Raw genomic sequence first — 20,672 nt, forward strand, 5'->3', positions numbered from 1 at the left:
ATTGCTTAGCGGTCGCTGGCGAGCGCGAGGGCGCGCCGCAGCGGGCAAGCCTGCGCAGCCTGCGTCCACTTAGCGGCATGCTGCAGACCGTCCCTGAGGCGACAGCATCACGGGCGGACATCGTCACGCCAGGCCCGTCAGCTTTTCCGGGCGCAGCGCGTTCGGCCCGGCCGGGAAGTAGCGCACCGCGATGCCGTCGGCGAGGCGTTCGAGGTCGGTCTCCAACGCCGTCAGGCGCACGGCGTCGAAATCGGCGGCCTCGCCGCTGCGCAGCTCCGCCAGGATCCGGGAGGCGATGCGGCGGTGCGGCTCCGGGATGCCGTCGGCCGACAGGGCCGGCAGGTCGTCGAGGTGCCGGGCGATCGCCTCCGCCTGGAAGGCGATCGAGCGCGGATTGTAGGGGTCGAGCAGCACCATGTCGCGCACGGGGTCGAGGGCCGCGCCCTGCATGTAGCGCCGGCCGTAGCTGATCTGCGAATCGCACAGCGACAGCATCACCCCGAGGCAGCCCGGGGTCGCCTCGTCGTTGGCGAAAGACAGCGCGAAGGTGCAGGTGTTGATCGCCCGCTCGACGCGCCGGCCGAGCTCGACGAAGTGCCAGCCCTCCGCCCGGCTCATGTTCTCGTGGGTGAGTCCGGACAGAGCCGCCAGCTGGCTCAGCGCCCGCTCGGCGCGGCCGGCAAGCTGCGACTCGGTGAAGGTCCGCTCGGTGTCGAGCGACAGGAGCTCGATCAGATCGGCCAGCACCCGCCAGGCCTCGCCGGACAGGCGGGCGCGGAGCGCGGCGGCGTTGCGCCGGGCGGAGACGATATGGCCGCGGGCCGAGCCCGAGCGCTCGCGCCCGGTGAGCGCCTCCTGGGCGAGCCGGGCGGTGGGCAGGTCGGTTGCGCCGATGGCGCCCCATTCGTGGAGCAGCGCCCGCAGGGCGAGGGCCGCCGGAGTGTCGAGGGCCCCGGAGATATCGGCCCCGACCGCGTCGCCGACGCTGCGCAGATGAGCCAGGACCAGCCGGATCACCGCCTCGGTGCGTTCGAGGTAGCGGCCGAGCCAGAACAGGCCGTCGGCGGCGCGCGACGGCAGGTGACCGCCGACCCGGCGCACCCGCGGGGCCGCGTGGGAGCCGATCAGCGGCGCCTCGACCGGGTTCTCGGACAGCACCCACAGGTCGGCCGACCGGATGCCGAGCCGCATCTCGATCGGGTCGAGATCGCCGCGCTCCGAGACCCGGCAGAAGCCGCCCGGCATCACCTGCCAGCCGGACGGCGTCCGGGTGGCGAAGACGCGCACCACGAAGGGGCGGGGCACCAGGACGAGGCCGCCATCCTCGCTGCGCTCCCAGCCGGGCATGGTCGAGAGCGGCGCGGCCTCCTGGGCGACGTAGTCGAACGGCCGGTCGCGCAGGGCCGCCACGACCCGCGCCCGCTCGGCCGCCAGGGCCTGGGGGGCCAGCATGGCGTCGCGGCCCGCCCCACGCTGGGGGGTGGCGGCCGGGCGCAGGATCAGGCTGTCGAGATTCGCCTGGGCGTGGGCCAGGCCTTCGAGGTCGCCGCACCACCAGGCCCGCGGATGCCCGAGCCGCAGGGGCTCGCCCAGCAGCCGGCGGGCGATGCCGTCGAGATAGGGGGCGAGCGCCGCGGACTCGACCAGCCCCGAGCCCGGCATGTTGGCCATCACCACGGAGCCGTTGCGCAGGGCCTCGATCACGCCGGGCACGCCCAGCCGCGAGGCCGGATTGAGCTCGAGGGGATCGAGGTAGTCGGCGTCGATCCGGCGCCACAGGGCGTCGGCCCGCTTCAGCCCCGAGACGGTGCGGACGTGCAGGGCGCCGTCCCGCATGACCAAGTCGTCGCCCTCGACCAGCATCAGGCCGAGATAGCGGGCGAGCGCCGCCTGCTCGACATAGGTGCTGCTGTAGGGGCCCGAGGTCAGCAGGCAGATGCGCGGGTCGGAGCGCTCGGCCCCCAGCGCCAGCCCCTCGCGGAACGCTTGGAAGAAGGCCGGCAGGCGCTCGACATGGAGGTCCTGGAAGAAGTCCGGGAAGGTCCGGGCCAGGACCATCCGGTTCTCCAGCGCCCAGCCGAGGCCCGACGGCGCCTGCGTCCGGTCGGCCAGGACCTGCCAGCGCCCGTCGGGCCCCCGGCCGATATCGGCGGCGTAGAGCTTCAGGTAATGGCCCCCGGGGGGCACGACCCCGTGCAGGGGGTGGAGGAATTCGGACGTCCCGGCCACGATCGCGGCGGGCAGCAGCCCATCCGCGACCAACCGGCCCTCGCCATAGGCATCGGCGAGGATCGCCTCCATCAGCTCGGCGCGCTGGACGATGCCGGCGCTGAGGTCCCGCCACTCGGCGGCCTCCACCACCAGGGGCAGGCAGCCGAGCGGCCAGGGATGCTCGCGCTGGTCGCCGGAGATGCGGAAGGAGATGCCGGCATCCCGGATGTGCCGCTCCGCCGAGACGAAGCGGGCCAGGATCTCCGGCTCGGTCAGCGCGCCGAGATGGTCGAGCAGGCGCGGCCACGCACCGCGCGGCGCGCCGTCGTCACCCAGAAACTCGTCCGGCCGGCCGGGGACCGCCCGGTAACCCGCGGTCCAGCGCGCGATGCGCTCCTGCGGGCTCTCGGCCGCCTCGGCCCCGACGGCGCCGGATGCGAGCGCCGCCTCCATCACCGCGCCCCGGTCATGTCGGGGCCGGCGTGCGCAGGTCGAGGGTCAGCGGGAACTCGGCGCTCGTCTCCGCGCGGGGCATCTCGACCCGGCCGGGCGTGTGGCCGAGCGGCTCGAAGCGGGCGAGGCGGCGCCCCTCCGCCTCGTAGGCATTGACCGGGTGGGTCTCGTAGTTCCGGCCGCCCGGATGGGCGACGTGGTAGCGGCAGCCGCCGAGCGAGCGCCCGCTCCAGACGTCGAGGATGTCGAAGGTCAGCGGCGAGTGCGCGGGAATCGTCGGGTGCAGCGAGGAGGCCGGCTGCCACGCCTTGAATCGCAGGCCGGCCACGGCCTCGCCGGCGCGGCCTGTGCTGGTCATGGGCAGCCGGCGCCCGTTGCAGGCGATGACGTGCCGCTCGGGCACGAAGCCCTCGACCTTGACCTGAAGCCGTTCGACCGAGCTGTCGACGAAACGCACGGTGCCCCCGCTGGTCCCTTCCTCGCCCATCACGTGCCAGGGCTCCAGCGCCTGGCGCAGTTCCATCCGGACTCCGCCCTGCTCGACCACGCCGAAGACCGGGAAGCGGAACTGGGCCTGCGCCTCGAAGGCGACCGGGTCGAAAGCGTAGCCCGCCGCCCCGAGATCCTCCAGCACCCCGAGGAAGTCGGCCCAGAGGAAATGCGGCAGCATGAAGCGATCGTGGAGCGTCGTGCCCCAGCGGACACAACCCCCGGTCTGCGGCTCGCGCCACAGCCACGCCACCAGGGCCCGCAGCAGCAATTGCTGCGCGAGGCTCATGCGGGCATCCGGCGGCATCTCGAAGGCCCGGAATTCCAGGAGGCCGAGGCGCCCGGTCGGGCCGTCCGGCGAGTACAGCTTGTCGATGCAGATCTCGGACCGGTGGGTGTTGCCGGTGACATCCACCAGGATGTTGCGGAACACCCGGTCGACCAGCCAGCGCGGGATGTTGGGGGCGTCGGCGGCCGGGATCTGGGCGAGCGCGATCTCCAGCTCGTAGAGCCCGTCGTGGCGCGCCTCGTCCATGCGCGGGGCCTGGCTGGTCGGGCCGATATAAAGGCCGGAGAACAGGTACGAGAGTGCCGGGTGGCGCTGCCAGTAGAGCACCAGGCTCTTGAGCAGGTCGGGCCGGCGCAGGAACGGCGAATCGTCCGGGGTGACGCCGCCCATGACCACGTGGTTGCCGCCGCCGGTGCCGGTGTGGCGCCCGTCGACCATGAACTTCTCCGCGCCGAGCCGGGTCTGCCGGGCCTCGGCGTAGAGGTCGGTGGTGATCGCCACCGCCTCGCGCCAGGAGGCGGCCGGGTGGACGTTGACCTCGATCACGCCCGGATCGGGGGTGACCTTGATCAGGCCGATGCGCGGGTCGTAGGGCGGCTCGTAACCCTCGATGTGGATCGGCAGCTTCAGCTCTGCGGCCGCCGCCTCGAGATGGGCGGCGAGTTCGAGATACTCGTCGACGCGCTGGGTCGGGGGCATGAACACCCGCACGATCCCGTCCCGGGGCTCGATCGCCAGCGCCGTGCGCACCGCGACGCCGGTGATGCCGGCCCCGTTGACCACTGTTGCGGCTTTCGGGTCGTCGGGGAGGGGGCCGCGGGGCTCCAGCGGGTCCTGCGGCTGGTAATAGGGATAGTGCTCGGGCGGCACGTAGGGCAGGGACGACAGGGGCAGCCGGAAGCCGAGGGGCGAATCGCCCGGCACCAGGAAGGCCTGGCCCCGGCGGAAGTCCCACTTCTCCGAGATCCAGACCCGGTCGGCATCGCCGTCCTTGCCGGTGGGCAGGCTCGCCAGCGGCAGGACGTAGCCCGCGGCTTCCCCGAGCCCGCGGGCGTAGACCCGCTTGATCCGGGCGTCGAACTCCGCCGAGCCGGACTTGGCGGCGGCCGGCGCGACGTTGACCGGCAGCTCCGCGGCCTTCTTCTCCCAGAGATCGCCGTCCTCGAAGACCGGGAAGACATAGTCGGACAGACCGAGCCGGCGGGCCAGGGTGCCGGCCAGCGCCTGAGCCTGGGCGATGGTGGCGGTCCCCTCCGAGCCCTCACCCGCCTCCGGGGCGATCAGCGCCGGGTCCTTCCAGATCGGCTTGCCGTCCTTGCGCCAGTAGAGGGCGAAGGCCCAGCGCGGCAGGCTCTCGCCGGGATACCACTTGCCCTGGCCGTAATGCAGCAGGCCGCCCGGGCCGAACCGATCGCGCAGGCGCCGGATCAGCGTGTCGGCCAGCCGCCGCTTGGTCGGGCCAACGGCGGCGATGTTCCATTCCGGCGCCTCGAAATCGTCCACCGACACGAAGGTCGGCTCGCCGCCCATGGTCAGCCGGACGTCCTGGGCCACGAGATCGGCATCGACCCGCTCGCCCAGCGCATCCATGGTCGACCAGACCGCCTCGGAATACGGCTTGGTGATCCGGGGCGTCTCGGCGACCCGGGTGATCCGCATCTCGAAGCCGAACTCGGTCTTGGCCGGCTCGGCGGCCCCGGAAATCGGCGCGGCCGAGCGGTAGTGCGGGGTCGCGGCGAGCGGGATGTGGCCCTCGCCGGTGAGCAGACCGGAGGTCGCATCCATGCCGATCCAGCCGGCGCCCGGTAGGTAGACCTCGGCCCAGGCGTGCAGATCGGTGAAGTCCGCCGACGCGCCGGCGGGACCGTCCACCGCGGTGGTGTCGGGCACGAGCTGGATCAGGTAGCCGGAGACGAAGCGGGCCGCGAGACCGATCCGGCGCAGCACCTGCACCAGCAGCCAGGCCGAATCCCGGCAGGACCCGCTCTTGAGCCGCAGCGTCTCGGCCGGCGTCTGGACCCCCGGCTCCATGCGCACGCCGTAGGCGATCTCGCTGGCGATCAGGCCGTTGAGCGCCACTAGGAACAGGACCGTGCTCTGCTCCTCGGGGAGCCGGGCGAGCAGCGCCTCGATCTCCGGCCCGTCCGCGTCCACGGGCGCCAGGTAGGGGACCAGCTCCTCGGACAGGTCGGGCTCGTACGCGAAGGTCCGGCTTTGCGCGTAATCCTCCACGAAGAAGTCGAACGGGTTGATCACCGCCATCTCGGCGGTGAGGTCGACCTCGATCTTCAGCTCGTCGGTCTTCTCCGGGAAGACCAGGCGGGCGAGCCAGTTGCCGCTCGGATCCTGCTGCCAGTTGAGGAAATGGTTGGCCGGCGTCACCGTCAGCGCGTAGGCCGGCACCTTGGTGCGCGCGTGCGGGGCCGGGCGCAGGCGCACCACCTGGGGACCGAGGCTGATCGGCCGGTCGTAGCGGTAATGCGTGACGTGGTGCAGGGCGGCTTTGATCGACACGATGGCTCCGTCTGAAGATCGAATGCGGTCTCGTAGCCGATACTGGGCGCTACAACGGGTCGATCGTCCCGGGCCCCAGCATGGTTATGTGCCAAGGATGGGCCCACAAGCAATTTCCGTGCGGCGGCTACGGCTTCCGTGGTTCGCCGCCGACCTTGGCCGGAACTTTGCCGGTCGCGCCTATTTGATCGGGAGGTGGGCCGGCTGCCGGCCCGGGACCGCGCGATGAAGCTCTTCCAATGCCAAGCCTGCGACCAGCCGGTCACCTTCGAGGCGACCGCCTGCGAGAGCTGCGCGCGGCGGCTGGGCTACACCTGCGCAGTGCACGCGGTCTCGGCCCTGGAGCCCGTGGGCCTCTCGGCCCATCCGGCCATGGGCGGAGCCCAGACCTTCCACGCCTACGCGGATTCCGGCCCGCGCTACCGCTACTGCAACAACGCCCTGTCGGGGGCCTGCAACTGGCTGGTGCCGGAGGGCGACCCCGAGATCTTCTGTACCGCCTGCCGGCACAACCGGGTGGTGCCGGACCTGTCGCAAGCCTGGAACCTCACCCGCTGGCGCCAGATCGAGGCGGCCAAGCGTCGGCTGTTCTACTCGCTGCTGCGGCTCGAACTGCCGCTGGCGACCCGGGCCCAGTACACCGACGGGCTGGCCTTCGATTTTCTGGTCGATCCGTCGGAGAGCTTTTCCTACGGGACGCCGGTGCTCACGGGCCACATCAACGGCCTGATCACCATGAACATCGCCGAAGCCGACGACGTCGAGCGCGAGCGGCGCCGGATCCTATTCGGCGAGCATTACCGCACCCTGCTCGGCCACTTCCGGCACGAGATCGGGCATTACTTCTGGTACCTGCTGGTGATGAACGGGCCGACCATGGGCGCGTTCCGGGCGCTGTTCGGAGACGAGAGCCTGAACTACGTCCGAGCCCTGCAGGACCACTACGCCCACGGCGCCCCGGCCGACTGGGAGGAGTCCTACGTCTCGGCCTACGCCACCGCTCACCCCTGGGAGGATTTCGCCGAGACCTTCGCGCATTACCTGCACATCGTCGACACGGTGGAGACCGCCTCGACCTTCGAGCTGCACGTGCGCCCGCGCCTGCGCAACGCCACGACGGCCCCCACGGTGATCGATTTCGACCCCTACGACACCCAGGACCTCGACCGGCTGATCGAGGCGTGGCTGCCGCTGACCTACGCGATCAACTCCCTGTCCCACAGCATGGGCCAGCCAGCGCTCTACCCGTTCAAGCTGACGCCGACGGTGATCGCCAAGCTCGCCTTCGTGCACGAGCGGATCTACGCCTCCCGCTCCGGCACCCTGCCGGATCCCGGCGAGGCGGGGGCCGAGATGCTGCGCGCGGTGATTTTGGGTTTGCGCCAGAAGGTGGCGGCACCGACGGTGTGAGGGCCGGACGGTCGGCCGAGGTGTTAGCGCCGAACGCTCTTCACGGGCGGCGGGAGTCTTTTACCGTCCGGCCGACCGTGAACCTCTGGCGTCGCCGCAAGCACGTCCCTCGCCTCTGGTGCCAACCAGGGGAGATCAGCCGCCATGAAGGCCGCCGCTGCCTGCTCGATGTCAGGCAGGCGTCGATGCTCCTGCCTGAGGGGACGGCCGTGGGTCACCGCGCGGTTGGTCACTGTCGGTTCCGTCACGGGCGCAGCTTTCGGCACTGAGATCACCTCCGGACCATATGATGCGAGTCAGCCAGATCGGGCGCAAGCGCAAAGCCTTGCCTTTTGTACAAGGGAATAAGGTCCGGGTCGACGTGATGAAGCCGAAGCTCCGGCACACCGATCAGCTGCCTGTAGGCTTCCGCCATAGTCAGGGCGATCTCGATCACCTGCCCTTTGAGCGGATGCATCGGATCTGGATTGCCCTCAAGGAAGTCTAAGGCAACGAACCTGGCTTGGTTCACGGCACCGATGGCCAACCCACACAGCGTCGCGTCGTGCCAGATCGCAGCGTTGAAGCACTTTGGATGGTTGTTCTGGAAATCAGCCGACAGCGCGGCCCAGTCCCAATCCACCGGTCGGCCTGGGTGTCCGAGCCAGGTTTCCGTGAACGCTGATCGCGCTGCGCCAGCGATGATTTCACAGCGTATGTCGGAGCCGAGGCCCAACTTGGCCCCCGCCAGCGCGCCGGCCAGCGTCAGGCGTTTCGCGTGGGCGGATCTGACCACAGGGCGTCGCATCAGGTGCCCTTAGTCACCCCTGCCACCACCCGTCGATCCTGCCAAGCGCGATCGGCTCATCCGAATCAGCCCCCATCGGCGGCGGCACGTGCGACTTCGGAAGCCGGGCCCGCATGGCGCACACGATGATTCTCTGTCTCCGGAGGCAATGCGCTCGGTCGCAGATCAGGTCTCCTCGCGCCCGGCCACGAAGGCGCGGAACGCCGCCAGGGTCTCGGCGCTGACATGATGCTCGATGCCCTCGGCATCCCGCCGGGCGGTCTCGGGGCTGACGCCCAGGGTGCACAGGAAGCGCTCGACGATGCGGTGGCGCTCGCGCGCCTGGACGGCGAGCCGGCGACCGGCCTCGGTCAGGAACACCCCGCGATAGGGCCGCTGCTGGACGAAGCCGTCCTCGCACAGGCGCTTGAGCATCTTGGCGACGGTGGGCTGGGCCACGCCGAGGCGAGCGGCGATGTCGACCTGGCGCGCCTCGCCGCCGTCGCCGATCAGGTCGTCGATCAGCTCGACGTAATCTTCCACGAGTTCGGAGCGCCGCGCCTCGCGGGCCTGGCGAAAGCTCTCGACGTGCCGCTCGGGATCGACCAGCGCGGTCTCAGGCAAGCCTCGAGTCTCGGGCAGGCCTTGGGTCTCGGAGGCATGCGGCTCGGACGGTTCCTGCATCGGCTCTCCCTCTCGCCGCCCCCCGGCGCCGCCCGGACCCTGTCTAGCAAAATCCGCCCCGGAGAGGGGAGTCCCGCGACGCGGTTGCGGCCCCCCTTAAATGCCCCCTTGAAACCCGCGGCCGATCCCATGAATATAGCTGAAGCTATATCTTTGAGAAAAGGGTGAGGCATGGCAACGCCGGACGCGGCGACGGTCCCGGGGCGGCAGGATCCCCAAGGAACTGCGCCCGGGGGGATGAGCCGGCGCACGGAGCAGGCCATCCGCGATACCCTCGACGGGCGGCCGGGCGGCCGCGGCCGGTTCCTGCTGTTCGTCGGTCCCGCCGTGACGGCGTCGATCGCCTACATGGACCCCGGCAACTTCGCCACGAACATCCAGGCCGGCGCCCGCTACGGCTACGGCCTGCTCTGGGTGGTGCTGCTCGCCAACGTCACCGCCATGCTGTTCCAGGCGCTCTCGGCCAAGCTCGGCATCGTCACGGGCAAGAATCTGGCCGAGCATTGCCGGGACGCCACGCCGTTGCCGGTGCGGCTCGGCCTGTGGGGCATCAGCGAGGTCGCCGCCATGGCCACCGACCTCGCGGAGTTCCTGGGCGGCGCGATCGGGCTGTCGCTGCTCACCGGCATGCCGCTGATGGCCGGCATGGCGATCACCGCGATCGTCACCTACGCGATCCTGCTGCTGGAGCACGAGGGATTCCGGCCGCTGGAGATCGCGATCGGCGTCATGGTCGGGACGATCGGCCTCTGCTACGCGGTCGAGCTCGCCATCGCCCCGGTGGATTGGGCGGACGCCGCCAAGGGCCTCGTCACCCCCAAAATCCCGGACGCGCAGGCGCTGACCATCGCGGTCGGGATCATCGGCGCCACCGTGATGCCGCACGCGCTGTTCCTGCATTCCGGGCTGACGCAAGGCCGGGGCAGCCCCCGGACCGACGCCGACCGGCGGATGCTGGTGCGCTACTCGAACCGCGAAGTCGTGGTGGCGCTGCTGCTGGCCGGCCTCGTCAACATCGCGATGGTGATCATGGCGGCCGCCGCCTTCCATGCCGGCCACAGCGCGGTCGCCGAGATCGACCAGGCCTACCGCACCCTGACGCCGCTGCTCGGGCCGGCGGCCGGGGCCGCCTTCCTGGTCTCGCTGCTCGCCTCCGGGATCTCCTCCTCGGTGGTGGGGACGCTCGCCGGGCAGATGGTGATGCAGGGCTTCACCGGCTGGCGCATCCCGCTCCTCGTCCGCCGGCTGGTGACCATGCTGCCGGCCTTCGTGGTGGTCGCGATCGGCGTCGATCCGACCCGGGCGCTGGTCCTGTCGCAGGTGGTGCTGTCGCTGGCCCTGCCGGTGCCGATGGTGGCCCTGGTGGTGTTCACCCGCCGCCGCAGCGTGATGGGGGCCTTCGCCAACGGCCCGCTGACCCAGGCGGCGTCCATGGCCGGGGCGGCCGTGGTGCTCGCCCTCAACATGGTCCTGCTGGCCGCCGCCTTCGGGCTGCCGGTCCCGGGGCTGGAATGAACCCGTCCGATTCACACAGCCTCGGCCGGAAGCGGTTCTCGGCACGGCGCTCGGGCGGTCGTGTCCACCCTTAACCGGCCACCTCCAGGCTCCGCGCCTCACTCACGAGGTGGTAGAAGCGGCCGTCGAACATCTGCATCACCGCCTCGGTGGCGGCGTGGGATTCCGGGCGGATCGACGAGGCCAGGCAGGCGTCGAGGGCCGCCTGATCGAAAAAGTCCATCTCCAGGATCATGGCGATCGGCCGCGCGTCGGCATCCTTGGAGACCAGGCGCTGCACCCGCACCGCGGTGACCCCGGGGAAGCGCCGCCAGAACGGCTCCAGCTCATCCCGGACCCGGCGGAAGAACTCGTCGTCGCGGCCGTCGCGTACCGTGCCCTCGTAGATCGCGGTCCTGGTCAGCATCGGGCGTCTCCCGGGAGGATTGTCTGCTTCGAGCGGTCAACCGGCCAGCGCCGGGATCGCTCCCGGCGGGTGACAGGGCGGCCGCGCTGTCCGCCGGGGCGGGGCTCCCGGCCTTCACCCGGGCGGCCGAATCGGGGTATCGATACCCCAGCCCATCGCGACGATGCGGGAGAGACCGGGATCCGCCCACCAGAGGGGGGCCCGGCGCCGACGGAGCAACCGCCCCGGAAACTCTCAGGCACCGGAACCGTGTCGTCAGGGCGATCTGGAGAGCGGTGCAGCGGATCCTTTTCGGTCCGTGGGCACCCGCCGAAGGGGACGTCCGTGCCAGCCTTGCCAGGGCCGGCCGGATCAAGCTCTCAGGCACCGGGACAGATGGGGCGCGAAAACCGGCCACCCCGCAGGGGAGGGCCTCACCGCGTCCGCACGTCCCGGAGTCCCATAGCATGACCCACATCGCCATCATCGGCGCCGGCATCACCGGCGTGACCACCGCTTATGCGCTCGCCCAGCGCGGCTACAGCGTCACCGTCCTCGACCGGCAGCGCTACGCCGCCATGGAAACCTCCTTCGCCAATGGCGGCCAGCTCTCGGCCTGCAACGCCGAGGTCTGGAACAAGCTCTCCACCGTGCTCCACGGCGTCCAGTGGATGATGCGCCGCGACGCGCCGCTGCTGATGAACCCCACCCCGTCCTGGCACAAGCTGTCCTGGATGGCGGAGTTCATGCGCGAGATCGCCCATTACCGCCAGAACACCGTGGAGACCGTGCGGCTCGCCCTCAAGGCGCGCACGGCCCTGTTCGCCATGGCCGAGGCCGAGGGCATCGATTTCGACCTCAAAACCCGCGGCATCCTGCATTTCTACCGGGACCGGGCGAGCTTCGAGAAGGCGCATGCCGTCAACGCCCTGCTGCGGGAGGGCGGGCTCGAGCGCTACGCCGTCACCCCGGAGGAGATCCGGGCGATCGAGCCGACGCTGGCCGGCGCCTACGCGGGCGGCTACTTCACCCCGTCGGACGCCACCGGCGACATCCACACATTCACCCGGGGTCTCGCCGCCGCCTGCGCCCGCAAGGGCGTCCGCTTCGTCCACGACGCCAGCGTCGAGACGATCGCCGCCGGGGAGGGGGGCTACGCCATCGGCTGGCGCAGAACCGATCATCTGGCCGACCGGCCGTCCGCCGACCCGCAGGTGCTGCGCGCCGACGCGGTGGTGATCTGCGCGGGCTGTGCCAGCCGGCGCTTCGCCGCCATGCTCGGGGACCGGGTCAACGTCTACCCGGTGAAGGGCTACTCGATCACCGTGAACCTGCTGACCCCGGAGGCGCAGCGGGCGGCCCCGGAGGTGAGCATCCTCGACGAGGCGGCCAAGATCGTCACCAGCCGGCTCGGCGACACGCGCCTGCGGGTCGCCGGCACCGCCGAGTTCAACGGCTTCAACCGCGACATCCGCCACGACCGGGTGCAGCCCCTGATCGACTGGACCCGGGAGCAGTTCCCGCGGGTCGACACCGACCGGGTGGTGTCCTGGAGCGGCCTGCGGCCGATGCTGCCGAACATGCTGCCCAAGGTCGGCCGCGGCCGCCGGCCGGGCGTGTTCTACAACACCGGCCACGGCCATCTCGGCTGGACCCTCTCGGGCGCCACCGCCGAGCTCCTGGCCGAGGCAGTGGCCGCGGAGCTTGCGCCGGAGGCCGTGGGCCTGCCGCTCGCCGCCTGACGGCGGAACCGGATCCCGGCTCGGCAGCAATGCCGCCGACCGGGACGAAACGCGCCGTCAGTTTCGGGGGGAACGGACGGCGCGTTTCCCAATATAATTCTGTATACACTCGCCGAGCCGCCCCGGATCCCCGAGCCGTGATGCGCATGCCTGCTCCCAATATGCCCCCCGCCTATATCGACCCCGCCACCGGCGCCTCCTACCCGATCGAGATCCCGCGCTGGCGCGGCGATTCGGGCGGGCCGCTGATGATCTCGCCGCTGCCCGGGATCGACCGGGGGCAGATCGAGACCGGGGAGCGCTCGCTCTGGCGCTACGCGGCGTCGCTGCCGGTGGCGGTCACGGATCCGGTCTCGCTGGGGGAGGGCTGCACGCCGCTGGTGCGCCGGCCCTGGCGGGGGCGCCAGGCCCATTTCAAGCTCGAATGGTTCGCCCCCTCGGGCAGCTTCAAGGATCGCGGCGCCTCCGTGATGCTGTCGATCCTGCGCCAGCAGGGCATCGACGCGGTGCTGGAGGATTCGTCCGGCAACGGCGGCGCGGCTGTGGCGACCTACGCGGCCGCCGCCGGGATGCGGGCCAAGATCCTGGTCCCGGCCTCGACCTCACCGGCCAAGACCGTGCAGATGCGCGCCGCCGGCGCCGAGGTCGAGCTGATCCCCGGCACCCGCCAGGACACCGCGGACGCGGCCGTGCGGCAGGCCGACGACATCTTCTACGCCAGCCACAACTGGCAGGCCCATTTCCTCCAGGGCACCAAGACCCTGGCCTACGAGCTGTGGGAGGATCTTGGCTTCTCCGCCCCCGACGCGGTGATCATCCCGTGCGGGGCGGGCAGCAACGTCCTCGGCTGCGACATCGGCTTCTCGGAGCTGCTGCGCCGGGGCGCGATCGCCCGCCTGCCCCGCCTGTACGCGGTGCAGGCGGCCCAGTGCGCGCCCCTGCATGCCGGCTTCCAGGCGGAGGCCGAGGATTTTCTGCCGGTCATCCCGGGCCCGACGCTGGCCGAGGGCGCGTCGATCGCCCAGCCGGTGCGCGGCCGGGCGGTGCTGGCGGCGCTCCGCCGCTCCGGAGGCGGCACCGTGGCGGTCTCGGAGGCGGCGATCGAGGCGGCGCTGATGGAGCTCGCCCGCTCCGGCCTCTACGTCGAGCCGACCTGCGCCATGGCCGCGGCGGCGCTCACCGACCTGACCGCCAGCGGCGCGATCGGGCCCGACGAGACCGTGGTGGCGGTGCTCACCGGCACCGGCATCAAGGCGACGCCGCGCATCGCCGAGCTTTTGGATCTCGCCCCGTGACCCGCTGAGGCGAACGCGAAACGAAAAAACGCCCGACCAGGAGGAGACACCCCATGCGCAACAACATTCCCGCCCGCGTCGGCATGCCGGTCGAAGAGGTCGACACCCCCTGCCTGATGGTCGATCTCGACGCCTTCGAGCGCAACGTCGACAAGCTCGGCCGCTTCATGAAGGAGAACGGCCTGCGCCACCGGGCCCATGCCAAGACGCACAAATCCTCCGACATCGCGACCGTGCAGATCGAGCGGGGCGGGGCCTGCGGGGTCTGCTGCCAGAAGGTCAGCGAGGCCGAGGCCCTGGTGAGTGCCGGCATCCGCGACGTGCTGGTGTCGAACCAGGTCGTGGCGCCGCAGAAGATCGAGCGCCTGGCCGCCCTCGCCACCCGGGCGCGGGTGCTGGTCTGCGTCGACGACCTCGGCAATGTCGATGACCTGTCGGCGGCGGCGGTGACGTACGGCGTCACCCTCGAGGCCCTGGTGGAGATCGATGTCGGTGCCGGCCGCTGCGGCGTCGCCCCGGGCGAGCCGGCGGTGGCGATCGCCAAGCGGATCGCGGCGGCGCCGGGGCTGACATTCGCCGGGTTGCAGGCCTATCAGGGCCGGGCGCAGCACGTGCGCGACTACGCCGAGCGCAAGGCCCTGATCCAGGCGGCGATCGACGACACGAAGCGCACCGTCGACCTGCTGAAGGCGGAAGGCCTCGATTGCGACATCGTCGCGGGCGCCGGCACCGGCAGCTTCGCCCTGGAGGGCGGCAGCGGCGTCTACAACGAGCTGCAATGCGGCTCCTACGTGTTCATGGACGCCGACTACCAGCGGGTGAAGGATGCGAGCGGCCAGCCGATCGGCGACTTCGAGAACAGCCTGTTCATCGTCACCTCGATCATGAGCAAGGCCAAGGCCGATGTCGCGATCTGCGACGCCGGCCTGAAGGCCCAGAGCATCGACAGCGGCCTGCCCCTGGTGTTCGGCCGCAGCGACGTGGAATACATCAAGTGCTCGGACGAGCACGGGGTGATCAGCGATCCCGGCAACGTGCTCAAGCTCAACGACCGCCTGAAGCTGATTCCGGGCCATTGCGACCCGACCGTCAACGTCTACGACTGGTATGTCGGCGTGCGGAATGGCCGGGTCGAGGCGGTCTGGCCGGTCACCGCCCGCGGCATGACGTTGTAGGGTAGGGGGCGCTTCCCACCCATTCCCCTCATCCTGAGGTGGCCGCGCCAGCGGCCCTCGAAGGAGGGCTCCAGAGGTCGCGCGGCCCCTGGAGGGCTCCTTCGAGGCCGAGCGATCGTCGATCGCCCGGCACCTCAGGATGAGGGCGCGGGTGGGAGAGGCCGAATGACAGGAAAGGCTTGCCGCTCATGCGCTTCATCTCGGAAGAGGAATCCGCCGCCCTGGTCGATCACGCCCTGGCGTTCGAGGCGGCCCGGGAGGCGCTGATCGCTGCGGTTGCGCCGGGCACCACCCTGTTCCCGGCGGTGCTGGGGCATGGCTCGGAGCCGACCAATCGGTTCTCGATCAAGTCGGGATCGACCACCGCCTATGCCGGCCTGAAGGTCGGCTCGTTCTGGCCGGGCAATCCCGACCGGGGCCTGCCGCGGCACAATTCGGTGATCCTGCTGTTCGACCAGGATGTCGGCCGGGTCGACACGGTGATCGAGGCGGGCCGCGTCAACGCCTACCGCACCGCCGCCGCCGACGCGGTGGCGGCCAGTGTCCTGGCCCGGCCGGATTCGGCGGTGCTCGCCGTGTTCGGGGCCGGCAACCAGGCGGAGTTCGAGTGCGCGGCGCTCGCCCGGGTGTTGCCGATCCGGGAGGTGCTGGTGGTCGCCCGCGACGGCGACAAGGTCGCAGGGTTCGGCGAGCGCCTGCGCCGACAGGGGGCCGAGGTCGCGGTGCGGGCGGCCTCCGCGGAGGAGGCCTGCCGGGCCGCCGACGTGATCGTCACGGCGACGCCGGCCAAGGCGCCTCTGTTCGAGGCCGCTTGGGTCCGCCCCGGCACCCATGTCGCCGCCATGGGGGCGGATGCCAAGGGCAAGCAAGAGCTGCCCCCGGCCATGCTGGAGCGGGCGGCCCTGTTCTGCGACCTGCCCGAGCAGTCGCGCACCATCGGCGAGTTCCAGCACGCCCCCGCAACCGCGGAGCTGCGGGCGATCGGCGCCGTGCTGGGGAGCGGGCAGGGGAGCGGGGAGGGGGGGCGCAACGCGGGGCGGACCGACCCGGAGGCGATCACGGTGTTCGATTCCTCCGGCATCGCCCTCCAAGACCTGACCATCGCCCGGGCGATCCTCGCCAAAGCGGACGGGCGCGGGTAGGGGACGCCGACGCCGGCCCTCCCCCGCCCCGGCGGAGGACAGAGCGGCATGCAGGACAGGCAGATCCGGGTCATCGGCATCGGCACGGGCGATCCCGAGCACCTGACCCTCCAGGCGGTGCGGGCGCTCTCCGATGTCGACGCGGTGTTCGTGCTCGACAAGCGCGCCGAGACCGCCGACCTCGTGGACATCCGCAAGCGGATCTGCGCCGTCCATATCCAAAAACCCCACCGGGTCGTCACCGTCGAGGACCCGCCCCGGGAGCGCCGTCCGGCCGATTACGGCGCCACCGTCGAGGCCTGGCACGCGGCCCGGGCCGAGCGGCTGGAGGCGGCCTTCGCGGCGGAACTCGGGGCCGGGCAGGTCGGGGCGATCCTGGTCTGGGGCGACCCGGCCCTCTACGACAGCACCCTGCGGATCCTCGACCGCATTGCTGCGCGCGGGCGTCTCGCCCTGCGCTGCGCCGTGATCCCCGGCCTCTCCAGCGTGCAGGTCCTGGCCGCCCGCCACGGCGTGCCGCTCAACGCCATCGGCGGCCCGGTGCTGATCACCACCGGGCGCCGCCTCGCGGCGGACTGGCCCGAGGATGCCGACAGCATCGTGGTGATGCTCGACGGTGATCCGAGCTTCGCCCATCTCGACCCGGATCTGACGATCTACTGGGGCGCCTATCTCGGCGGCCCGGACGAGATCCTGATCTCCGGCCGCGTCGGCTCAGTTGGCGACGAAATCCGGCGGGTCCGCGCGGAGGCACGGGCGCGGCATGGCTGGATCATGGATATTTATTTGTTACGACGGCTTGCCGAGTGAGAGCCTGTCATGCCGCGCGGCCCTGGATTGCTGCGCGCGCGATGATGACGAGGGCGCTGCGAGCCCACGCACATCCCACTCTCCCCCTCATCCTGAGGTGCTGCGCAGCAGCCTCGAAGGAGGCCTCCAGGGATCGCGCGGCCGGCTGGAGGGCTCCTTCGAGGCCCGGCGATCTTCGATCACCGGGCACCTCAGGATGAAGTGGAGGATGGGAGCCATCGGGCCAACGCGCCCCGTGACAACGCCGACCCCCGCCGTGACCCCGCCGCCACGGACAGGACGGCCCGACCCGGCTAGACCGCCGCCATGCTGCGCTTGCGGGACTACCAGCGCGCCAGCCTCGACGCCCTCGCGGCCGCCTGGGGGCGGGGAGGGGGCGACGCGGCGGCGCCCGGCCATCTGGTCGTGCTGCCCACCGGGGCCGGCAAGGCCCTGGTCATCGCCGCCCTCGCCCGGGAGGCCGTCACAAAAAACCCCCTCGCCCGGGTGGCGATCGTCACCCACAGCCGCGAGCTCGTCGCCCAGAACTTTTCGGAGTTGACCCGCTACTGGCCGGAGGCGCCGGCCGGCATCTTCTCCGCCGGGCTCGGGCGGCGGGAGGCCGGGGCGCAGGTCCTGGTCTGCGGGATCCAGTCCGTGGCCGACCGGCTCGACGCTGTCGGCCCGCGCGACCTCGTGATCGTCGACGAGGCGCACCTGATCCCCCGCGCCGCCCAGACCCGCTACGGCCGGTTCCTGGCGGGCCTGCAGGCGCTGACCCCTGGCCTGCGGGTGGCGGGCTTCACCGCGACCCCCTACCGGCTCGATTCCGGCCGGCTCGACGCAGGGGAGGGCCGCCTGTTCGCCGGGATCGCCTACGAGGCCGATACCGGCGACCTGATCCGGCGCGGTTTCCTGGCGCCGCTCGTGTCCAAGGCGACCCTGACCCAGCTCGACGTCTCCGGTGTCGGCCGGCGCGGGGGCGACTACATCCCGGGGGAGCTGGAGGCGGCGGTCAACCGCGACTGGATCACCCGAGCCGCCGTGGCGGAGCTGACGGAATACGGCAGCGGCCGCCGGGCCTGGCTCGCCTTCTGCGCCGGCCTCGCCCATGCCGAGGCCGTGCGCGACGCGGTGCGGGCCGAGGGGTATTCCTGCGAGACCGTCTCGGGCGAGACTCCCCGGCGGGAGCGCGACCGGATCGTGTCGGCATTCCGGGCCGGAAAAATCCGCTGCCTGACCTCGGTTGGCGTGCTCGGCACCGGCTTCAACGCCCCGGAGGTCGACCTCGTGGCGCTGCTGCGCCCGACCCGAAGCACCGGCCTCTACGTCCAGCAGGTCGGCCGGGCACTGCGCTGCGCGCCGGCCAAGGCTGACGCGCTGATCCTCGACTATGCCGGCCTGGTGCGGATGCACGGGCCGGTGGACGCCGTGACGGCGCAGAGTGCCGCCCAGGTGCTCGGCGGGGCAGGGGGCCTGCGTGCAAAACCCTGCCCCGGCTGCGGCGCCCTGATCGCCCTGAACGCCTCCACCTGCGAGGCCTGCTGGACCGAGCCGGAGGACGAGGCCGATCCGGCCGCCCTGCACGACGCCGCGGCCGAGGACGAATTGCCGATCCTCTCGGCCGACATCGTGCCGGCCGGCCCTGCCCCGGAGACGGATGCGCGCTGGCATCCGGTGACCGATCTGAGCCTGGAGGCGGCTCCGGACGGGCTCGACCTCGTGCTCGGCTGGCGGGACGGTCCCGCCGTGGCGGACTGGCGGGTGCGCCTGCGGCCCGAGCGCAGCGGCTACGAGCGGGAGAAGGCGGTGCTGTGGTGGCGCGGGCTCGGCGGCGGCCGTGACGCGCCGATGGACGCCGCCGGCTTCCTGGATCAGGCCGAGACCCTGGCCCGGCCGGCGGCGATCCGGATCCGGCCGGGCCGGCTGTCGGACCAGATCGAGTGCCGCGCCCAGGACGGCCGGATCTTCGTCGACCAGAGCCGGCTCGCCGGACGCGCCGCGTGAGGCCGCGGGGAGGGCGCTTTGGTCCAGGTTCCTCGAACCGCCCTCACCCGGTCTCGCCGCTTCGCCGACGCGGCGAGACCGGACCGGCGCTCGAAAGCCGGAAAGAGCCCGGTCGGACGCGCGTCCCCGATCCGGCGGCGAACCCGGCCATCTGGCATGCCAGCCCCCCTCACCCGACCGTCCCGATGGCTTTAGTTCCATAATATATCTTATGCGAACTTCAGATGTGGGTCGGGAGTGGTGTGGCTGGGTCGGCCGAGCGCGTCGTCGGCGGTCCGTGATCGCCAGTTCCGGCAGCCTCGTCGGGGCCGGGCTCGCTGGCTGGGCTCTGGAATAGCGCGCGCGCGCGATGTCGCCGATACAGCCGCGGCGATGGCCGCGGGCGTTACGGCAGCCGGGACCGCAGCCAGCCCCATACGCGGCGCCCCGGGAAGCGGGCAGGCGGCATCCGGAAGGTGGGCGCGGCCCCCTCCTCCGGGATCGGGCCCTCGTGGAAGCGCGCGCCGAACGACCAGAACGCGTCCCGCTTGGTCCCGATCATGCCGAGCCCTACGGGTTCGCGGTCGACGCCCGGGCGCATCCGGCCGCCCGCCCAGACCCGCTGCCAACAGCTGCGCCGGGACAGGTCGGCGTCGCGCCAGCCCAGGCGTCCGTGGCCCGCGACCGCGAAGATCCGCTCGCCGGCGAACGCCTCCGGGATCCACACCCAGGTCGAGAACACGTAGGCCCGGTCGGTACCGAGGCCGGCCGGGTCGACCGCCCGTGTGTAGGCGCTGAGCGCCAGGGTCGGGTGCCGCCCGGCATGGCGGCGCAGGCCGCCCGGCAGCGTCAGGGCGTCCGCAAAAGCGCCCGCCCCCAGATCGGTCGGCGCCTGGCCATGCTCCAGCGCGTAGGCGCTGTCGATGAGCTGCATCCAGGGCTCGAGATCGACCTCCCAGGCCTGCTCGGTGGGGGCGAAGCGGCGCACCCGCCCGGCGATCACCCGGTCGGCGACCCGCCGCGCAGGCTCCGGGCGCCAATCGGGCCCGGCCTCGGTGACGCGCAGCAGCGTCGAGGGGCCGTGCGCCCAGACCGCCTCGGCCAGGTGCACGAACTCGGAATCCGGGGCGTCGCGGGCGACCTTGCGGACCAGGATCTTCGACCCGTCGGCGAGGTCGTCCAGCATCTTGCGCTTGAGGTGGGCGAGGCGGCCGTATTCCCGCTCGACCAGCACCTCCGGGTCGATCGAGCCGGCGGGATGCCCGGTGTTCGCCCAGATGTTGTAGGCCACGCTGTGACAGTAATAGGTGCCGCCGGCGCTGACCGCGATGCGCAGGTCGCCCGGCCCGCCGAAATCCGCGAAGCCGCAGCGCAGGCCGCGGATCAGGTCCGCCATCGGCGTGTAGGAGAACCGCAGCAGCCCGGACGGCTCGACGCCGCCGTAACGCTGCACGAAGCCGAACTCGCAATTGTCGCCCAAGCTCCGAAACCCGTGGAGCCGCTCCGAAAGCCTCGCGGCCGCCGCGTTCCTCATCCCGGTCACTGTCGTTCGCTCTGATCCGCCGAGCCCTTTCGCGACAGATCGCGGCCTCCACCCGGGTTTGTCCAGCCCCGCCGGCGCATGGGCGCCAGCGCGGAGCCGGCGCGACCGGCCCGGGAGGAGGGGAGTTTTTTGGTATTCCGTGCCCTGGAGCCCCCTCCCCGGCCCCTGGCGGATGCCCGGAACGCGCTCTCCTCCCCCTTGCGGGGAGGAGTTGGAGGTGGGGGTGGCTCAGAAGGTACCGGAGCGCCTGATCCTGCACCACCCCCACCCCTGCCCCTCCCCGC

The 20,672-nt window shown here is 71.6% G+C and carries 14 protein-coding genes and 2 riboswitches; of the genes, 8 read left to right on the forward strand and 6 right to left on the reverse strand.

Features of this window, described 5'->3' with window-relative positions:
- Positions 1-123: 123 nt before the first annotated feature.
- Together MKL09_RS03515 and MKL09_RS03520 are read right to left on the reverse strand one after the other, a co-directional pair.
- Positions 124-2,664, reverse strand: coding sequence for a circularly permuted type 2 ATP-grasp protein (locus MKL09_RS03515; protein WP_244018024.1), 2,541 nt, complete (start codon positions 2,662-2,664; stop codon positions 124-126).
- Positions 2,665-2,677: 13 nt separating this feature from the next.
- Positions 2,678-5,956 carry a DUF2126 domain-containing protein gene (locus tag MKL09_RS03520; RefSeq protein WP_244018001.1) on the reverse strand — a complete coding sequence of 1,093 codons (3,279 nt, stop codon included), beginning with the start codon at positions 5,954-5,956 and terminating at the stop codon, positions 2,678-2,680.
- 225 nt (positions 5,957-6,181) lie between these two features.
- Between MKL09_RS03520 and MKL09_RS03525 the strand changes: the two genes are divergently transcribed.
- A complete protein-coding gene (locus MKL09_RS03525; protein WP_244018003.1) occupies positions 6,182-7,366 on the forward strand; it encodes a putative zinc-binding metallopeptidase in 1,185 nt (394 codons plus the stop codon).
- A 271-nt stretch (positions 7,367-7,637) separates the two neighbouring features.
- Here MKL09_RS03525 and MKL09_RS03530 read toward each other — a convergent pair whose 3' ends face one another.
- Together MKL09_RS03530 and mntR are read right to left on the reverse strand one after the other, a co-directional pair.
- Positions 7,638-8,153, reverse strand: coding sequence for a hypothetical protein (locus MKL09_RS03530; protein WP_244018005.1), 516 nt, complete (start codon positions 8,151-8,153; stop codon positions 7,638-7,640).
- A 165-nt stretch (positions 8,154-8,318) separates the two neighbouring features.
- Positions 8,319-8,816, reverse strand: coding sequence for a manganese-binding transcriptional regulator MntR (gene mntR, locus MKL09_RS03535; RefSeq protein ID WP_244018007.1), 498 nt, complete (start codon positions 8,814-8,816; stop codon positions 8,319-8,321).
- Between the two features lie 171 nt (positions 8,817-8,987).
- Between mntR and MKL09_RS03540 the strand changes: the two genes are divergently transcribed.
- The gene (locus tag MKL09_RS03540) at positions 8,988-10,331 is read left to right on the forward strand and encodes an Nramp family divalent metal transporter (RefSeq protein ID WP_244018009.1); all 1,344 of its coding nucleotides are present in this window, start codon (positions 8,988-8,990) and stop codon (positions 10,329-10,331) included.
- A gap of 70 nt (positions 10,332-10,401) precedes the next feature.
- Here the strand turns inward: MKL09_RS03540 and MKL09_RS03545 are convergent, their stop codons facing one another.
- Positions 10,402-10,737, reverse strand: a complete 336-nt coding sequence (locus tag MKL09_RS03545) for a hypothetical protein (protein ID WP_244018010.1) — start codon at positions 10,735-10,737, stop codon at positions 10,402-10,404.
- Between the two features lie 156 nt (positions 10,738-10,893).
- Positions 10,894-10,997, forward strand: a riboswitch (glycine riboswitch).
- Positions 10,998-11,000: 3 nt separating this feature from the next.
- Positions 11,001-11,114: riboswitch (glycine riboswitch) on the forward strand.
- A 69-nt stretch (positions 11,115-11,183) separates the two neighbouring features.
- Here MKL09_RS03545 and MKL09_RS03550 point away from each other — a divergent pair.
- The 6 genes from MKL09_RS03550 to MKL09_RS03575 all read left to right on the forward strand — a co-directional run bounded on the left by MKL09_RS03550 (position 11,184) and on the right by MKL09_RS03575 (position 18,866).
- Complete coding sequence (locus MKL09_RS03550; protein WP_244018012.1) at positions 11,184-12,458, forward strand: D-amino acid dehydrogenase; 1,275 nt, start codon at positions 11,184-11,186, stop codon at positions 12,456-12,458.
- Between the two features lie 161 nt (positions 12,459-12,619).
- On the forward strand, positions 12,620-13,753 hold the full coding sequence (locus MKL09_RS03555) for a pyridoxal-phosphate dependent enzyme (protein WP_244018026.1): 1,134 nt from the start codon (positions 12,620-12,622) through the stop codon (positions 13,751-13,753).
- 53 nt (positions 13,754-13,806) lie between these two features.
- Positions 13,807-14,928, forward strand: coding sequence for a DSD1 family PLP-dependent enzyme (locus MKL09_RS03560; RefSeq protein ID WP_244018014.1), 1,122 nt, complete (start codon positions 13,807-13,809; stop codon positions 14,926-14,928).
- Between the two features lie 188 nt (positions 14,929-15,116).
- Positions 15,117-16,070, forward strand: coding sequence for an ornithine cyclodeaminase family protein (locus MKL09_RS03565; protein ID WP_244018016.1), 954 nt, complete (start codon positions 15,117-15,119; stop codon positions 16,068-16,070).
- Positions 16,071-16,118: 48 nt separating this feature from the next.
- Positions 16,119-16,880 carry a precorrin-6A synthase (deacetylating) gene (gene cobF, locus MKL09_RS03570; RefSeq protein WP_244018018.1) on the forward strand — a complete coding sequence of 254 codons (762 nt, stop codon included), beginning with the start codon at positions 16,119-16,121 and terminating at the stop codon, positions 16,878-16,880.
- 306 nt (positions 16,881-17,186) lie between these two features.
- The gene (locus MKL09_RS03575) at positions 17,187-18,866 is read left to right on the forward strand and encodes a DEAD/DEAH box helicase (RefSeq protein WP_244018020.1); all 1,680 of its coding nucleotides are present in this window, start codon (positions 17,187-17,189) and stop codon (positions 18,864-18,866) included.
- Between the two features lie 385 nt (positions 18,867-19,251).
- On the opposite strand, the gene MKL09_RS03580 is transcribed toward MKL09_RS03575, so the two are convergent.
- Positions 19,252-20,379 carry a hypothetical protein gene (locus MKL09_RS03580; RefSeq protein WP_244018022.1) on the reverse strand — a complete coding sequence of 376 codons (1,128 nt, stop codon included), beginning with the start codon at positions 20,377-20,379 and terminating at the stop codon, positions 19,252-19,254.
- Positions 20,380-20,672: the final 293 nt, after the last annotated feature.

This window comes from Methylobacterium sp. J-048 (genome assembly GCF_022829515.1).
Lineage (GTDB): Bacteria > Pseudomonadota > Alphaproteobacteria > Rhizobiales > Beijerinckiaceae > Methylobacterium.

Bases quoted from the DNA above. Each gene is read 5' to 3' on its own strand.
- MKL09_RS03550 (WP_244018012.1), top strand. From the start codon at position 11,184: ATGACCCACATCGCCATCATCGGCGCCGGCATCACCGGCGTGACCACC.
- MKL09_RS03515 (WP_244018024.1), bottom strand. From the start codon at position 2,664: ATGGAGGCGGCGCTCGCATCCGGCGCCGTCGGGGCCGAGGCGGCCGAG.
- MKL09_RS03540 (WP_244018009.1), top strand. From the start codon at position 8,988: ATGGCAACGCCGGACGCGGCGACGGTCCCGGGGCGGCAGGATCCCCAA.
- MKL09_RS03560 (WP_244018014.1), top strand. From the start codon at position 13,807: ATGCGCAACAACATTCCCGCCCGCGTCGGCATGCCGGTCGAAGAGGTC.
- MKL09_RS03555 (WP_244018026.1), top strand. From the start codon at position 12,620: ATGCCCCCCGCCTATATCGACCCCGCCACCGGCGCCTCCTACCCGATC.
- mntR (WP_244018007.1), bottom strand. From the start codon at position 8,816: ATGCAGGAACCGTCCGAGCCGCATGCCTCCGAGACCCAAGGCCTGCCC.
- MKL09_RS03525 (WP_244018003.1), top strand. From the start codon at position 6,182: ATGAAGCTCTTCCAATGCCAAGCCTGCGACCAGCCGGTCACCTTCGAG.
- MKL09_RS03530 (WP_244018005.1), bottom strand. From the start codon at position 8,153: ATGCGACGCCCTGTGGTCAGATCCGCCCACGCGAAACGCCTGACGCTG.
- MKL09_RS03580 (WP_244018022.1), bottom strand. From the start codon at position 20,379: ATGAGGAACGCGGCGGCCGCGAGGCTTTCGGAGCGGCTCCACGGGTTT.
- MKL09_RS03575 (WP_244018020.1), top strand. From the start codon at position 17,187: ATGCTGCGCTTGCGGGACTACCAGCGCGCCAGCCTCGACGCCCTCGCG.
- cobF (WP_244018018.1), top strand. From the start codon at position 16,119: ATGCAGGACAGGCAGATCCGGGTCATCGGCATCGGCACGGGCGATCCC.
- MKL09_RS03565 (WP_244018016.1), top strand. From the start codon at position 15,117: ATGCGCTTCATCTCGGAAGAGGAATCCGCCGCCCTGGTCGATCACGCC.
- MKL09_RS03545 (WP_244018010.1), bottom strand. From the start codon at position 10,737: ATGCTGACCAGGACCGCGATCTACGAGGGCACGGTACGCGACGGCCGC.